Below are 16,582 nucleotides of genomic sequence, written 5' to 3' on the forward strand. Positions count from 1 at the left end.
CGTAATTTAGAAAAGATAAAACCCAACAAGGAAAATGCCTCACATAGAACATACAGAATATTATTCAAATATACTGGGAATTAGTCTCAAGGTAGAAGTAACCGGGCATTACGGCTACCCTATCATTATGTTCCCTACTTCCCAGGGACAGTATACCCAGAATCATGATTTTCATCTTAACGGAAGTATCAACTGGTTTATAGAACAGGGAAAGGTAAAGCTTTACAATGTGCAGACCATTGACAGCTGGAGCTTTTATGATGATAAGATATCTCCACAGCAAAGAATAAGGAATTATGAACGGTATGTACAGTTTCTGATCCAGGAATTTGTGCCTTATATCCAAAAACTACACAAAACACATCGTGTGGCAGTTGCCGGAGCGAGCTTCGGAGGATATCATGCTGCTAATTTTGCTTTCAGATTTCCGGATGTAGTTTCTCATTTGTTTTGCCTTTCGGGAGCATTTAGTATCAGAAACTTTATGGACGGTTATTCTGATGATCTGGTATATTTCAACTGCCCAAGGGAGTTTGTCCGAAATGACGAGGCCTGGAAATACAAACATATGCATATTATACTGAGCACATCAGATCAGGATATCTGCAAGGATAAAAATGTTGAAATGGCTGATATTCTCAGGATGAAAGGCATAGACTTCTGGTATGATGAAAGAAAATGGATCGGCCACGACTGGCCTTTGTGGAGAATGGTCTTCCCTACTTTCATAGGAGCTTTTTTCTCTTAACATAAACCAATAAAAAGACAAATAGAAAAAATAAACACCCACCTTAAAAACAAAAATTATGACAAAAAAAGTAGGAATTCTTTTCGGTATGGAAGACACTTTTCCCTGGGCATTTATAGATAAAGTGAATGAACTGGGAGGTGGAGATATCATAGCTGAACCTGTTATTATAGATAAACTGGAACAAGGTGCAGATTATGGCTATGCAGTAATTATCGACAGAATTTCACAGGACGTTCCCTTTTACAGAGCGTATTTAAAAAACGCTGCGCTTAACGGCACCTATGTGATTAACAACCCTTTCTGGTGGAGCGCTGACGAGAAATTTTTCAACAATGCCCTGATGTCCAAACTCGGAATTCCACTTCCTAAAACAGTTTTGCTTCCATCCCATGAAAGACCGGATAATACTTCGGAAACTTCATTCAGAAACCTGAAATTTCCACATGACTGGGAGTACATCTTCAATTACGTAGGATTTCCTGCTTATATGAAGCCTCATGACGGAGGGGGCTGGAAAAACGTTTACAGAGTGGAAAATCCTGATGATCTCTGGAATAAATTAGGGGAAACGGAACAGCTGGTCATGATGGTTCAGGAAGAAATTATCTTTGATGATTATTACAGGGTTTACTGCCTGGGCAGAAAGTATGTTCATATCATGCCTTATGAGCCAAGAAACGCACCGCATTTAAGATACGCCACCACCCATAAAACAGAAGGAAAGGAGCTTGAAAAACTCCTGAAAACCATCCATGATTATACCATTACTATGAATGAAGCCCTGGGATATGACTTCAACACCGTAGAATTTGCGGTAAGAGACGGTATCCCTTATGCGATTGATTTCTGTAATCCCGCCCCTGACGCAGACAGAAATTCTGTAGGGGAAGAAAACTTTGCATGGATCATTGAACACGCGGCAAAACTGGCAATAGAAAAAGCTAAAGAATATGTTCCGGGAAAACCCAATATTGCCTGGGGAACCTTTGTGAAAGATTCCATTAAATAACATTGAAAAGAATTAAAAAACACAAAATAAATGCATCATCAGTTTACTATTGGAATTGAAGAAGAATATCAGATCATTGATGTGGAAAGCAGAGATCTGGTTTCTCACGTTTCAAAAATCATTGAAGGCGGCAAAGCGGTTTTAAGTGAAAATTTAAAGCACGAAATGCACGAATCCATGATTGAAATGGAAACGGGAATCTGCCAGAATATTCAGGAAGCCAGAGCTGAATTAACGAATTTAAGACGTCATCTTATCAATATTGCCCATGAACAGGGACTACGAGTTTCCGGAGGAGGCACCCACCCGTTCTCTCATTGGTCGGAAAATAATATTACTCAGGGAGAAAGATATATTAAAATCGTTGATGATATGGGAGATGTAGCCCGTGAAAATCTTATTTTCGGGCTACATGTTCATATTGGAATTCCCAACCGTGAAGAAGGGGTGAGAATTCAGAATGTGATGCGTTATTTTCTTCCTCATGTGTACGCTCTTTCTACCAATTCACCTTTCTGGATCGGAAGGTATACAGGTTTTAAATCTTATCGTCAGGAAATTTTCGTAAAATTCCCCAGAACAGGTATTCCGAGTTATTTTAACTCTCTGGCGGAATTCGACAGCTATGTAGATCTTCTGGTAAAAACAGGAACTATAGACAATGCCAAGAAAATCTGGTGGGATTTACGGGTACATCCGTTTTATCCTACTATTGAGTTCAGAATCTGTGACATGCCTTTGAGGATAGATGAAACCGTATGTCTGGCAGCCATTATGCAGAGTCTTGTAGCTAAAATATATAAACTTCACCAGCAAAACCTGAGCTTCAGAAGCTACAGAAGACTGCTGCTGAACGAAAATAAATGGCGTGCCTCGAAAAGCGGTATTGAAGCCCATCTTATCGATTTTGGGAAAGAAGAATCTGTTCCTTATCCTCATTTATTGAAAGAGCTTTTAGAATTTATTGATGATGTGGTAGACGATTTAGGATGCCGTAAGGAAGTTGAATATGCCTGGAAAATCCTTGAAAACGGAACCGGTGCAGACAGACAGCTTCAGATCTTTAAGGAAACAGGTGATCTCACGAAAGTCGTTGATTATATGATCTCTGAAACAGAGTACGGTATAACTCATGGTGAGCCGGCTTCATAATATTTTTGGTAACTTTACAAAAAATATGATGTAATGAAAGATATTCGAATTGCTCTGCTGGACATGAACAACAATCATGCGAATCAAGGTTTTAGAAACATTAAAGAGATTTCCGAAACTTTTCAGCAGAACTCTGAAGAAAATGTGGTGATCAAGACGTTTGATGTAAGATATAAAGATGAAATGCCCGAAATCGGAGACTTTGATATTTTTATTTCTTCAGGCGGGCCCGGAAATCCACATCGGGAAGGTCTTGCCTGGGAAGACAGATATGCTGATTTTCTGGATGCTGTTTTCGAGCATAATAAATACCATGACGATAAAAAGTATCTTTTCCTGATCTGCCATTCATTCCAGCTGGCAAGCATTCACTGGAACCTGGGAAATATCTGCAAAAGAAAGTCCTATTCTTTTGGGGTAATGCCTGTTCATAAAACAGAAGAAGGCAAAGACGAATTTTTATTCAAAAATCTTCAGGATCCTTTTTATGCAGTAGATTCAAGAGCTTACCAGTTTATTGAGCCGGATCATAACCGCTTTGAAGAGCTTGGAATGACTATCATGGCGATTGAAAAATTCCGTCCTCATATTAACCTTGAAAGAGCGGTAATGGCCGTTCGTTTTTCCGAAGAGATATTCGGGACACAGTTTCATCCGGAAGCCAACCCTGAGTCTCTGATCGAAAATCTGAAAGACGAAAAAAACAGAGAAGCCATGATCGAAAACTTCGGTATGGAAAAATACCTTGAAACTATGGACAGAATAGATGATGAAGACAAAATTATTCTGACCAGACATCAGATCCTTCCGAGATTCCTTCAGTTTGCAAGAAAAAACATTTTGAAGAAAGCTGAAACTTTGGTATAAAAGGCTGGAGGCTGGAAGTTATTTTCAAAGATTATTGATTATTGATTATTGATTATTGATTATTGATTATTGATATTCTTTTAATTAATAATGTAAATTCAGAATTGAAAACTTCCCTCTCCCAGCTTCCCTCTTCCAGCTATAAATAACAATCGGGCAGTGATGCTCGATTTTTTAACATCACAAAGAAAAAAAATATGATTCCAAAATACAGACAACAGTTCAATAAAGAGTTTTCGGATGAAAAATACAGCCAGCTCAAAGGCATATTGGCAGAAAAAGGCGGTATAGCTCCTGCTTTCAGAGTTTCAGAAAGTCCTATTTTTCTGACTAAAGAATTTGAAAGCAAGCTCATAGACGCCAGTGAAAGTATCATCAGCCAGATTAAAGCAATGCCGGCAGAACTGCTTCAAAAAGCTATTCCTGATCACTGTAGAGTTCCCAATGATACCAATCAGCCCCATTTTTTCACCATCGATTTTGGAGTCTGCAAAAGTGAAAACGGAGCAATAGAACCTCAGCTGATAGAACTTCAGGCTTTCCCTTCTTTGTATGCTTTTCAAAAAGTCTATGAAGAAACGTACTGTGAGGTCTACCCTTTTCTTTCAGAGATCAGAAACCCAATGCCTCATGAAACCTTTAAAAACTATTTAAAGGAACTCATTGTAGGAGATGAACATCCTGAAAATGTAATTCTGCTTGAAATTTTTCCTGAAAAACAAAAAACGGCCATTGATTTTGCGCTTACAGAGAAATTAACAGGAATTAAAACCGTATGTCTGACAAAGATAAAGAAGGAAGGACGAAAGCTGTATTATGAAAATGATGGCAAGCTTACAGAGGTCAAAAGAATCTACAACCGTGTTATATTTGATGAACTGGATAATATTCCTGATTTGAAAACAGAATTTGATTTCCGGGAGGAAGTGGATGTCAAGTGGATCACGCACCCGAACTGGTTCTTTAAAATCTCAAAATTCCTGTTACCTTTATTAAAACATCAATTTGTTCCAAAGAGTTACTTTCTGCATGAATTCCCGGAGCATGAAAATCTTGAAAATTTTGTACTAAAACCATTGTTTTCATTCGCAGGAAGCGGAGTTAATTTAAACCCTACCCGCGAAATTACAGACTCTATTCAGGATAAGGAAAACTACATTCTGCAGAGAAAAGTGTACTATGAACCGATTTTTGAAGATATTAACGGAGATTTTTCGAAAGCAGAGATCCGTTTGTTGTATATTTGGCGGGAAAATGATGAGCGTCCTATCCTATTGGAAAATCTTGGAAGAATGACTAAAGCCGCCATGGTGAATGTAGATTTCAATAAAAAAGATGCCATCTGGATCGGAAGTTCGAATGCTTTTTTTGGATAAATAACTTATAAAAACTAATAATACATGGAAGAAACATCAACACATTTCGCAGAATTTGACAACAACATCTTAACACGAAGAAGAAACCTATTACCCACCTGGATTAAAGTTTTCTTATGGATCTTTTTAATCGGAGGCGCAGTAGCTGCTGTATTACTGATGTCGGGCTTTCTGATCACTAACACTTCTTTATCTTTATATGGAATGAAGGCTGATCATCCCTATTCAATGACAGGACTTTTGATCTGTTCTTTATTCCTGTTCAAAGGTATTGTAGCCTACGGACTTTGGTTTGAACAAAAATGGGCACCACAGGCAGCCATAATTGATGCAATCATAGGCATTGCCATTTGTCTGATCATGATGGCTATTATCCCTTTTACTATTCCAACGATCAGTTTAACTCTCAGATTAGAACTGATTCCTTTATACTTTTATCTTAAGAAAATGCAGAGCATCAAAACAACCTGGGAAAACTTATAGAAACAAACATCCGACATTTCGGAGGTTATTTTTATTCCTGAAAATCTCTTTAACCATAAAATCCCCCAAAAGGAGGATATAAAAAATTAACATGTATGTTGTGTTTTCACAAACATCGTAAATATACAAATTGACCGGAGGCATACTCTACGGGAAACCGTAAGGCCTGCTTTTTAATTATAAGTTTTCCATAAATTCTTTCTAACAGCCTTACAACACTTCAGCTATGATAAACCAGCATATTCTTTCTTAGCATCAAAGCTGGGGCAGGCTTTATAGACATTGGGAAAATCTCTGTGTCCCTGAATTCTAGCTTTAGGAAATTTTGATTTTAATTCTCTTAGCAACTTGACAATAGATTTTTTTTGCTCTCGCGTTCTTGTATCTTTTGGATGGTTGCTTTTATCAATGCCTCCAATGTATGATATATTGATAATTTGGGAATTCCACCCTGCTACGCCATTGGATACCTGATCAATTGGTAAGGTGTTAACTATTTCTCCATCAGCTTTTATCATATAGTGATACCCTGGATTTTTCCATTTCAGGTTTTCCTTCCAATACCGTTTAATGCTTTCTATTGTAACATCCGGCTGTGTTGCTGTACAATGTATAACGATGTAATTGATTGGTCTCATTGATTTCATTTTATTTATTGATGAACAAAATTAAATCTGTAAGTCCCAAAACAGTGAAGGAAAAACACCCTATTTTAATTGTTGTGATTACTATATTTTATATAATTAAAATTTCAAACATTATAAAGCAACCTGAGAAACTTTAGAAAAAACAAAACCTCCGGAAATTCCGGAGGTTTTTCTATATATTTTTATCATCTTCCAGCAGCTCCCGCGCCTGGTATTCCTGAACCAGATCAATAGCATTGGAAATAACATCACTTAAAGCCGTGATAAATGTTCCTTCTTCTGCCATTCCTATGGCATGTTTCAATGCTTCTATTTCTTTGGGAATGATCTCGTAGCTTACATCTTTTCCTGCAGACTGCATTCCTTCAATAATCAATCCGTTAATTTCATCTTCGGTTCTTCCGCGAAGGTGTTTTTCGTTTCGGATGATGATGTGATCAAACATTCTGCCTGCTATCTTTCCGCATTCTCTAATATCATTGTCTCTTCTGTCTCCAACGCCTGAGATAATTCCGATCTTCTTGGTAGATTCAACATTTTTCAGATAATCTTCAATTGCTTCATATCCGGAAGGATTGTGCGCAAAGTCGATCAGAACTTTAAAGTTTTTGAATTTAAAAACATTCAGTCTTCCCGGAGTAAGTTGGGCACTCGGAATAAAGGTTCTCAAAGAATTGGAAATATCTTCAATTCCGAATCCATACAGATAACTCGCCAGGCTGGCCGCCAATACGTTTTCAATCATAAATCTGGCCTTACCTTCCATCGTGATCGGGAAATCCTTTGCTTTTCCTATTCTGATTTTCCAGTCTCCTTTCTTAATGGTTACAAAACCTTCTTCATACACGCAGGTGATCTTTCCTTCTTTGGCAAATTTTACAATATGAGGATTGTTTTCATCCATACTGAAAATCGCCACATTGGAATCAAGGTCATTCACGATCTTCATGGAATATTCATTGTCAGCATTCAATACGCTCCATCCGCTCTTTTTAACGCTGTCCAATACAACACGTTTTACCCTGGTAAGATCTTTTAAAGTGTGAATGTCATTCATCCCCAGGTGATCTTCCTCAATATTAGTCAACACTCCGATATCACATTGTGAAAAGCCAAGCCCTGAACGTAAGATACCGCCCCTTGCTGTTTCTAAAACGGCAAACTCTACCGTAGGATCTTTCAGAATAAATTCTGCAGAAAGTGGTCCTGTCGTATCTCCTTTAGACAGCATGGTATTTTGAATATAGATTCCATCTGACGTTGTAAATCCCACTCTATATCCGTTACTTTTTACAATATGCGAAATAAGCCTTGTTGTGGTCGTTTTTCCATTGGTTCCCGTTACTGCAATAATTGGAATGGTAAAAGGTTTTCCCTGAGGATACAGCATATCTACCACCGGTGCAGCCACGTTCCTTGGCAAGCCTTCACTTGGAGCCAGGTGCATTCTGAACCCTGGAGCAGCGTTTACTTCAATAATAGCTCCGCCACTTTCCTTTAAAGGCTGTGTAAGGTTTTCTGCCATAACGTCTATACCGCAGACATCCAACCCGATAATTTTGGAGATTCTTTCAGCCATTGTGATATTTTCCGGATGCACCATATCTGTTACATCAATGGACGTTCCTCCGGTTGAAAGATTGGCCGTAGATTTCAGATATACAATCTCTCCCTTCTGAGGGATGGTTTCCAAAGTATACTGAAGCTTATCAAGTAATTCTAAGGTATCTTTATCGATCTCAATTTCAGTAAGGACATTCTCATGCCCATAGCCTCTTCTCGGATCTTTATTTTCTTTTTCGATAAGCTGCTGAAGGTTTAATTCTCCGTCTCCAACAACATGGGCCGGAACTCTTCTTGCCGCAGCCACCATTTTATTATTAATTACCAGGATACGGAAATCATAACCGGTAATATATTTTTCAACAATTACTTTTCTTGAATATTTCTGCGCATGCTCCAGGCCTGTTTTGGCGGCCTCCCAGTCGTTGACATTAATGGAAGAGCCTTTTCCATGGTTGCCATCCAAAGGTTTTAAAACAATCGGATACCCAATTTTCCTGATCACAGCATCTAAACCCTCTTCATCCACTACCAGATCACCAATCGGAACGGGAATAGCAGCATCGTGAAGCATTCTTTTGGTTAATTCTTTGTTACAGGCGATATCAACAGCAATAGAGCTTGTGTTTCCGGTAATCGTAGCCTGAAACCTCTGCTGATTCACTCCGTAACCCAGCTGTACCAGGGAATTGGTTCCCAATCTGATCCATGGGATTTTTCTGGAAGCGGCTTCTTCTACAATACTTCCGGTAGAAGGACCAAGACGGACACGCTCCCTGATTTCTTTTAACCTGTGAATACATGCATTCAAATCATAATCTTTTCCTTCTATCAATGCTTCAGCAATCTTTACAGATTCTTCTGCAGCATAAATCCCTGCGTTTTCTTCAATATAATTGAATACCACATTATAAACTCCCGGAGTTTTTGTTTCGCGGGTTCTTCCAAACCCTACATCCATCCCTGCCAGCGTCTGTATTTCCAGGGCGATATGCTCAATGACATGTCCCATCCAGGTACCTGTTTCCACTCTATGGAAAAAACCGCCTTCCACTCCTTCCGAGCAGCGATGTGTAATTAATGATGGGATTAATTTTTCAATCCTTTCCCGAAATCCTTCGATTTTATTGGTAGGATAATTCTCCATTTCTTCTAAGTCCAACCTCATCTGTATCAGCTTCTTTCTTCTGATGCTCCAGATGTTAGGACCTCTTAGTGCCTGAATCTTTTCGATTTTCATAGTCTATTGGCATTTTAACAGTTAACAATAACTCCTTTCATAATCAAAGATAATGTAAAACCCTAAACGAAACTATACCACATTTAAAGATTCGCTAAAAAAAAATTAATTTTAATTAACATTTCTAAAACATTAAAAATCAACTAAAGATGGCATGAAATTGGCCAGAGAATGTGAATTATTTTTTAATTTTGCACAATGATGAAACCTGTTGGAAAATTAATAGTTATCGGAGGCGCTGTAAACAAAGGCAGTTTTGCTGAAACCGATTATGATCAGAATATAGAAAAGAATCTTAATTTTTTTGAGCGTGGGATCCTGCGAAAGATCATCAACGAATCAAAATTAAAGGAGAATTCTGTCATTGAAATTGTAACAACTGCCTCTCAAATCCCTCAGATCGTAGGTTCCGAATACAAAAAAGCATTTGAATTTCTTGGGGCTAAAAATGTAAATGTTCTTGATATTCATAACCGCGAAGAAGCTAATTCTGATGCCATGGTGGCAAGAGCCAATGCTGCAGACGTCATGATGTTCACTGGCGGAGACCAGCTGAGACTGACTTCTATTCTTGGAGGAACAAGATTCCACGATACAGTTTTACTGAAATATCAGGAACAGGACTTTATTTATTCCGGAACTTCTGCAGGTGCTGCCGCAGCCTCTGAAAATATGATTTATCAGGGGAGCAGTTCTGAAGCACTTCTGAAAGGAGAAATCAAAACCACACAGGGATTAGGATTAATTGATAATGTTATTATTGATACCCACTTTGTACAGCGAGGCAGAATCGGGCGTCTTTTCCAAGCGGTAGTGAACAATCCGAGAACGCTGGGAATTGGATTGGGAGAAGATACAGGACTTTTCATTCATAATGATGTGATGACAGCTGTAGGCTCAGGTCTTGTGATTCTGGTAGACGGAAGGTTTATTAAAGACACCAACCTTACTAATATCAACCTTGGGGAACCAATTTCTATTGATAATCTAACGGTACATGTCATGTCTATGAATGACCATTATGATCTTACTACCAAGACACTGACGATTGAGAATTCGCAGTTTAACCCTATTCCACAGGATAAATAGAACAACAAATACAGCTATACAAACGGGGCCTCGGTTCCGTTTGTTATTTTAACATTCATATTTTAAGGTTTGGCTAAAGGCAATGGATTTAATATGTTTATGGTAAGGCGGGCTAAAGCCCACCTCTATTGATGTTGATATCCGGATGCATAATAGTTGGTTTACGATAATATCTTTTATCTTTTATCTTTTATCTTTTATCTTTTATCTTTTATCTTTTATCTTTTATTAATAAATTACCTTCGTAAAAATATTCATCAACTCTTACTCTATGAAAATCATTATCCACGGCGGTTTTTTCTCTGAAAGTGACCAAAGCCACGAAGTAAAGACAGCAAAACAGGAGTCTTTACAATCAATTGCAAAGAAAGCTTTTGATTATCTTACAACACATTCGGCTTTTGATACTGTTGCCTATGCTGTTTCGCTGCTTGAAGATGATCCTTTATACAATGCCGGAATCGGATCTCAGATCCAGAGTGATGGTGTGATCCGCATGAGCGCTGCAATAATGAACGGAGATACTCAGAAACTAAGCGGCGTGATCAATATTGAAAATGTACAGAACCCTATATTTGTTGCCAAAGATCTTATCAATGAAGACGACAGAGTTTTAGGAGGAAATGGTGCTAAAATCTATGCTACGGAAAATGGGTTTGAGAATTTTTCTACGGAGACTCCTCAGAGAAGAAAAGAATATGAAGCCAAGCTTGCCAATGGAGGCAAAGGAACTGTAGGCTGCGTAGCAATAGATCATGAAGGGAAACTAGCCGTTGCAACATCCACAGGTGGAAAAGGTTTTGAGATTCCCGGAAGGATTTCAGATTCTGCCACTGTGGCCGGAAATTATGCCAATGCTTTCTGTGCGGTAAGCTGTACCGGTGTGGGTGAAGATATTGTAAGCAATGCTACTGCTGCAAAAATTGTAACGAGGGTTACCGATGGGATGAATCTTCAGCAGGCTTTTGCCAAAACATTTGAAGAGCTTAAAACCATTGATGGTTTCGCAGGTGCCATCGCTATTGATAAAGATGGAAATATTTATCATCAGGACTCCTATCCCACTATGGTTTTCGCCAGTTTTGACGGTGAAAATTTTGAAGTCTTTTCTTAAATTTAACATTTTTTTATAGGTCTATTTATTTTTTTGGCACGTATTTTACATTATTCATAACAACAAATTTTAATATTAATACTTAAAAAAATAGAAATCATGGGAAACAAGACAAAAGGTTTATTAGCTTTACTAGGATTAGGTGCATTAGCTTATTGGAAATATAAGAATTCAAGCCCTGAAGATCAACAAGCTGTAAAAGATAAAATCAATACAGCAAAAGATAATCTGAATAAATGGGGAAATGACCTTAAAAGCAAAGCCAATGATGTGGCTTCCCAGGTTCAGAGTAAAGTGGACGAAGTAAAAACAAAAGCTGAAGATTCTTTAAGCTAACCAACAAAGAGCAGTTTTTTTAACATTCATATATAGGAAAAAGTCATCGTAATAGTAATTGCGATGACTTTTTATTTAAAAATTAAACCATTCTTTAAAAGCTTATCTGATCTTAATGGTTAATTAAATCTTATTTTTTCTCTGCAACCAAAGCAAATACAAGTGGTATTTTATTTCCAAACTGCGGAATTCTCCATTTTCCTTTTTCAAATTCTTCCACATGTCTGAAACACGGGTATGGTGACCAGTCGAATTCCTGAAAAGTATCCAGTTTCAGATCCTTCTTAATTAAATTATCAAGAACTTCTGCTAAAGAATGATTCCACATAACATATTCCTGTATGATAGGCGCAGACTGATCTGCATAAGTTCCTTCATAGGTTTCCACAATTGGTTTTTCATTGAAATAATTGTAAGCTACTTTAGTAAAGTCATCATCAAACATCCAGACAACAGGGTGAAACTCTGCCATAATGAACTTTCCTCCGGGCTTCAGAAAATGATTGATAACTTCCGCCCACTTTGCAAGGTCAGGAAGCCATCCTATTGTACCATAGCTGGTATAAACAATATCAAATTTATGATCCAGAATATTCGGCAGATCATAAACATCTGAACAGATAAATTCAGTGTCCGTACCGCATTTCTGTGCGAGATCTCTGGCTGTATCAATCGCTTTATCAGAAAGATCAATTCCTGTAACTTTTGCTCCCATTCTTGACAAGGAAATAGAATCCTGGCCGAAATGACACTGCAGGTGCAGAATATTTTTTCCTTTTATATCTTTAAGAAGCTCCAGTTCAATTGAATTCAAAGAGGTCCTTCCTTTCAAAAATTCATCTACAAAGTAGAAATCCGACTTCAGATGCGGCTCCACTTTGGAATTCCATGACTTTTTATTTATTTCTAAGTAGTTTTCCATTGTTTAACAAGGTCTTGATTTTTATAGTTATAGTTTAAAGATCTAAATTACTGCTTTTTGAGAGAACCTAGCTCTGAGACGGTATTACAATGGAAGTATGCAGGCAATACATCTGCCAGCCTAAGGTTTGATATAATAGTTTTCCTTCTTCTGTTGCCACTAACAGGTTATTTGAAAATCCTTTTGACAAAGCAATCTTCTCAAGCTCTTTCAATAAAAAAGTAGCAAGACCTTTCCTCTGATGATCTTTTTCAGTAACAATCCTGTCATAGACAGCCAGGCTATCTATAAGAGAAACACGTCCAATGGAAGCCTGTTCACCATTTTCTGTCACAATTCTGACCACAAAAGTTGTATTGTACTCAGAAAACTCCAGGTGATATCCTTTTGCAAGACTGATTTCCCTGAAATGCATCGGGTGAAAGCAGGTCATCATATAACCCTGTGGCTGCAGTACCCATCTTTCAGGAATTTTTTCTATAAATTCTTCAGGAGCAGCAGATACTTTCAGATGAATCCAGGGCTCATGAACTGAGTGGGCGAGCTGAAAAAAATCGTCATTAAGTTCAGGAAATACAAAACGTTCTTTTTGCTTTTCATCTCCTACAATCACTCTGAAACCTGATTTATATTGAACAGGAAAAGATACTTCTCTTGATAAACACCAACCCTTAAGCCAGTTTTCTACGATTGTTACTTTATCCTTCATCTTATTAAAAGTTTTTTATAATTGTTCCAGCAATTTCTTTTTTTGCTCTGTAAATTCTGCATCAGTCAAAATTCCGTTTTCCCGAAGTTTTCCTAATTTTTCAAGCTGGTTTAAAATCTCTTCTGATGAAACGGCTCTTTTGTTTACAGTATCAGTTTGTATAGAAGACGGTTTCTGTGGAGCGTTATAGAAAGCTTTTATCGTATCATAGAACTTTTCTGCATCTTCCTTATCCATAAAACATTCAAACTCTGCAATCTTTTCATCAAGATGCAGCTTAATGATGGGTGATCTGGGATCTGTTACAAAACTTACCGCTCTGATGGTTTCATTGGGATAATCATTGATCTCCGCTGCTCCGAACATTGATTTTGAAACAGAAATCAGCCTTTTGGAGGTAGCTACAAGTATTCCTGCAGCTAACGTATTGACAAATTGAGCATCTGTAATTGCAATAATTGGTTCATCTTCAGGAATCAGGTAAGGAAGTTCTTTGATTTCTCCTTTGGTGAAAATAGAAAGGTTGGCACGCAGTTTTTCCAGTTCCTGCTTTATTTTGCGATGTCTTCTTTTATAAACTTCTCTTGAGATCTGGCCTGAATCTGTATTCGTAAGCGTAGGAAGATTCTGATTTGTGTTTACAGCAATCTCTAAAGATCCGGTTTTTTTATTATTCAGAATTTTACTGATATCTTCAATGCTGAACTTATTGAGGTTATAAAGTAATTCTTCATTGATATTTGTTGCTATATTCAGACACTTATTGCATAAAACATTGCCATCAGAAAGCATATTGGCTCCCAGAAGCGTATCCATAGATGTTAATTCTGCCTTACAAAATGCACAATTATTAGTCATTTCTTTTTTATTCAAAAGTATTTAAATTCTCAGCATCCATCAAAAAAAACAACCACAAAAGTAATTTTGCAGTTGTTCTGTTTTTATATAATTAAAAAATTATTCTCCTAAAAATTCTTCTAATGAAACCGTTTTCTGTACTCCGGCTTCCAGATCTTTAAAAGTAACTGTATTATTTTTAATTTCTTCTTCACCAAGGAAAACAAGATTCTTTATGCCTTTCTTTTCTGCGTAAGTAAACTGTTTGTTGATTTTCGCATTTTCAGGATACAATTCTGCCGAAATACCTTTTGCTCTTAGCTGCATCATTAGTTTTAAAGCTTCCGTTACACCGTCACCTCCAAAGTTAGCAAACAGATATTCTATTTTGGCTGACGCTTCTTCAGGGAAAAGATTCAATTCTTCCATTACAAGATAGATTCTGTCTAATCCGAATGAAATTCCTATCCCCGGAATATTCTTCACTCCAAAAACTTCAGTCAGGTTATCATATCTTCCACCTCCCCCGATGGATCCCATAGCAACCTCATCTGCCTTCACTTCAAAGATGGCTCCTGTATAGTAATCTAAACCTCTGGCCAATGTAATATTGAATACCAGATTTTGGATATCAACACCAAGGTTCAGAGACTGGGTAAGAACAAACTCCAGTTCTTCTACTCCTTTCAGACCGATTTCATTTCCTGCAAATTTCTCTTTCAGTTGAAGAAGATTTTCCAGTGCATCATCAGATTGGCTGAATAAAAAGTCTAATTTATCGATAGATTCCTGAGAAATTTCTCTTTCCAGTAATTCTTTCACCACTCCGTCTTTGCCAATTTTATCCAGTTTATCCAATGCCACCGTGAAGTCAATCAGTTTATCTGTGATTCCGGCATATTCTGCCAAACCGGAAAGGATTTTCCTGTTATTCATATGAATCGTAACAGGAACTTTCAGATCAGCAAATGATTTTAAATATAACTGAACCAGCTCTACTTCCTGTAATAAGCTTTCACTTCCCACCACATCTGCATCACACTGATAGAATTCTCTGAATCTTCCTTTCTGAGGTCTGTCTGCTCTCCAAACCGGTTGAATTTGCGAACGTTTGAACGGAAAAGTCAGTTTCCCATGGTTCATTGCTACAAATCTTGCAAAAGGTACGGTAAGGTCATAGCGAAGAGCTTTATCAGTAAGGCTTTCTGCACTGAATGGTTTTTCCAATGCTTTTTGGAAATCATGAAGCATCTGAGTTTTTTTCTCTTCTTTTGCTTCATTGATACTTGAATTTAAAATTTTAAAAATCAAGCGGTCACCTTCTTCTCCGTATTTTCCTGTAAGTGTAGAAAGATTTTCAAAACTTGGCGTTTCCAATGGCTGAAACCCGAATAATTCAAAATTATTCTGTAATATATTGATGATATATTTTCTTCTGGAAACTTCCTGTGCCGTAAAATCTCTCGTCCCTTTTGCTAAACTTGGCTTCATTTCTTGTATGTCATTTTGATAAATGCAAAAGTAAGGAATTGCAGGGACTTTACACAGCATAAAAAAGCTGAAGAAAATCTTCCTTCAGCTTTTCTTGTTGTGTTATCAATTATTTCAAAAAATCATATGCTTTCAAGAATTTCGAGAATTTCTTCACCATAATTTTCAATTTTATGTTTCCCGAACCCTTTAATCTCCAGTAATTCTTCTTTTTTAGCAGGTTTATACTTCGCTACAGAGACCAGCTCTTTATTGCTGGCAATGAAATAAGTGGGAAGATTCTGTTCTTTTGCTTTTTCTGATCTCCAGAGCTTCAAAGCATCCAGTATCTTTTCTTCATCCATATTCAAAGTTTCGCTTTCGGCAGAGTATTTTACGGTCTTCGGTTCTTTTACTGTATTTTTTGCAGGCTTTAAGTCTTCAAAGTACAATATTACAGACCAGTAGCGCTCTTCACTTACAAAAGCTGTTTCTACTTTCATAATTTCGTTGGCTTCCAGAAAATCATCCAGCATTTTCTGATCTTTGTAGAGAAATTCTTCAGGAATCCTGATTTTAAAAACTTTTACTTTCATCATTTGTGTTTTTAGAATTATTTACCTCCTAATAATAGGATCTCATCTACACGAATTTCTGTGATATACCGCTTCACCCCATCCTTGTCATCATATGATCTGTAGGTAAGCTTTCCTTCTACGGCAATTTCTTTTCCTTTGGGAACATATTTTTCAAAAATTTCTGCTGTTTTTCCAAAGGCAATAAGGTTGTGCCATTGCGTTTCTTCTACTTTTTCTCCTTTGGCATTCGTGTAATGATCACTGGTAGCTAAGGATACACTTGCTTTTACATTTCCGTTGTCGAAGTTTACCATTTCAACTTCTTTTCCTGTGTAACCAATTAATGTTACTTTGTTTCTTAGTGACATAGCTTTTAGATTTTAAAGATTAATAAATTCAGATAAGAGACGTTCACTGTTTTTCTCAAATCTCTTTTGCA

The 16,582-nt window shown here is 37.3% G+C and carries 17 protein-coding genes; 9 read left to right on the forward strand and 8 right to left on the reverse strand.

The genetic code is table 11. From position 1 onward, the window contains the following. Nucleotides 1-34 precede the first annotated feature (34 nt). The 6 genes from EL165_RS04820 to EL165_RS04845 all read left to right on the forward strand — a co-directional run bounded on the left by EL165_RS04820 (nt 35) and on the right by EL165_RS04845 (nt 5,638). The gene (locus EL165_RS04820; protein ID WP_002979066.1) at nt 35-748 is read left to right on the forward strand and encodes an alpha/beta hydrolase-fold protein; all 714 of its coding nucleotides are present in this window, start codon (nt 35-37) and stop codon (nt 746-748) included. A gap of 58 nt (nt 749-806) precedes the next feature. Then, nucleotides 807-1,760 carry an ATP-grasp domain-containing protein gene (locus tag EL165_RS04825; RefSeq protein ID WP_002979065.1) on the forward strand — a complete coding sequence of 318 codons (954 nt, stop codon included), beginning with the start codon at nt 807-809 and terminating at the stop codon, nt 1,758-1,760. Between the two features lie 30 nt (nt 1,761-1,790). Beyond that, nucleotides 1,791-2,912 (forward strand): carboxylate-amine ligase, encoded by a 1,122-nt coding sequence (locus EL165_RS04830; protein ID WP_002979064.1) that lies wholly within the window; start codon nt 1,791-1,793, stop codon nt 2,910-2,912. 33 nt (nt 2,913-2,945) lie between these two features. Next, the gene (locus EL165_RS04835; RefSeq protein WP_002979063.1) at nt 2,946-3,779 is read left to right on the forward strand and encodes a type 1 glutamine amidotransferase; all 834 of its coding nucleotides are present in this window, start codon (nt 2,946-2,948) and stop codon (nt 3,777-3,779) included. 197 nt (nt 3,780-3,976) lie between these two features. Continuing rightward, nucleotides 3,977-5,155, forward strand: coding sequence for a hypothetical protein (locus EL165_RS04840; RefSeq protein ID WP_002979062.1), 1,179 nt, complete (start codon nt 3,977-3,979; stop codon nt 5,153-5,155). 24 nt (nt 5,156-5,179) lie between these two features. Then, entirely contained in the window at nt 5,180-5,638 is a 459-nt protein-coding gene (locus tag EL165_RS04845) for a hypothetical protein (protein ID WP_002979061.1), read from the forward strand. A gap of 224 nt (nt 5,639-5,862) precedes the next feature. Here EL165_RS04845 and EL165_RS04850 read toward each other — a convergent pair whose 3' ends face one another. Together EL165_RS04850 and cphA are read right to left on the reverse strand one after the other, a co-directional pair. After that, nucleotides 5,863-6,276, reverse strand: a complete 414-nt coding sequence (locus tag EL165_RS04850) for an N-acetylmuramoyl-L-alanine amidase (RefSeq protein ID WP_041461467.1) — start codon at nt 6,274-6,276, stop codon at nt 5,863-5,865. A 181-nt stretch (nt 6,277-6,457) separates the two neighbouring features. Continuing rightward, nucleotides 6,458-9,088, reverse strand: coding sequence for a cyanophycin synthetase (cphA, locus tag EL165_RS04855; RefSeq protein ID WP_002979058.1), 2,631 nt, complete (start codon nt 9,086-9,088; stop codon nt 6,458-6,460). 201 nt (nt 9,089-9,289) lie between these two features. Between cphA and EL165_RS04860 the strand changes: the two genes are divergently transcribed. The 3 genes from EL165_RS04860 (at nt 9,290) to EL165_RS04870 (ending at nt 11,627) form a co-directional block, all read left to right on the forward strand. After that, nucleotides 9,290-10,177, forward strand: coding sequence for a cyanophycinase (locus EL165_RS04860; RefSeq protein WP_002979057.1), 888 nt, complete (start codon nt 9,290-9,292; stop codon nt 10,175-10,177). A gap of 271 nt (nt 10,178-10,448) precedes the next feature. Further along, nucleotides 10,449-11,291 (forward strand): isoaspartyl peptidase/L-asparaginase, encoded by an 843-nt coding sequence (locus tag EL165_RS04865; protein ID WP_002979056.1) that lies wholly within the window; start codon nt 10,449-10,451, stop codon nt 11,289-11,291. Nucleotides 11,292-11,390: 99 nt separating this feature from the next. Further along, nucleotides 11,391-11,627: a YtxH domain-containing protein gene (locus tag EL165_RS04870; protein WP_002979055.1), complete on the forward strand. Its 237-nt coding sequence runs from the start codon at nt 11,391-11,393 to the stop codon at nt 11,625-11,627. A 130-nt stretch (nt 11,628-11,757) separates the two neighbouring features. Here the strand turns inward: EL165_RS04870 and EL165_RS04875 are convergent, their stop codons facing one another. The 6 genes from EL165_RS04875 to EL165_RS04900 all read right to left on the reverse strand — a co-directional run bounded on the left by EL165_RS04875 (nt 11,758) and on the right by EL165_RS04900 (nt 16,511). After that, the gene (locus EL165_RS04875) at nt 11,758-12,549 is read right to left on the reverse strand and encodes a class I SAM-dependent methyltransferase (protein WP_002979054.1); all 792 of its coding nucleotides are present in this window, start codon (nt 12,547-12,549) and stop codon (nt 11,758-11,760) included. Between the two features lie 67 nt (nt 12,550-12,616). Continuing rightward, nucleotides 12,617-13,258: a GNAT family N-acetyltransferase gene (locus tag EL165_RS04880; protein ID WP_002979053.1), complete on the reverse strand. Its 642-nt coding sequence runs from the start codon at nt 13,256-13,258 to the stop codon at nt 12,617-12,619. A 15-nt stretch (nt 13,259-13,273) separates the two neighbouring features. Continuing rightward, entirely contained in the window at nt 13,274-14,074 is an 801-nt protein-coding gene (locus tag EL165_RS26070) for a PH domain-containing protein (RefSeq protein WP_041461466.1), read from the reverse strand. Nucleotides 14,075-14,215: 141 nt separating this feature from the next. Beyond that, nucleotides 14,216-15,586, reverse strand: coding sequence for a histidine--tRNA ligase (gene hisS, locus EL165_RS04890; protein WP_041461465.1), 1,371 nt, complete (start codon nt 15,584-15,586; stop codon nt 14,216-14,218). Nucleotides 15,587-15,708: 122 nt separating this feature from the next. Continuing rightward, nucleotides 15,709-16,164 (reverse strand): HRDC domain-containing protein, encoded by a 456-nt coding sequence (locus tag EL165_RS04895; protein ID WP_126358586.1) that lies wholly within the window; start codon nt 16,162-16,164, stop codon nt 15,709-15,711. A gap of 14 nt (nt 16,165-16,178) precedes the next feature. Further along, entirely contained in the window at nt 16,179-16,511 is a 333-nt protein-coding gene (locus tag EL165_RS04900) for a single-stranded DNA-binding protein (protein WP_002979049.1), read from the reverse strand. Between the last annotated feature and the right edge of the window lie 71 nt (nt 16,512-16,582).

The organism is Chryseobacterium gleum, assembly GCF_900636535.1.
GTDB classification, from domain to species: Bacteria; Bacteroidota; Bacteroidia; order Flavobacteriales; family Weeksellaceae; genus Chryseobacterium; species Chryseobacterium gleum.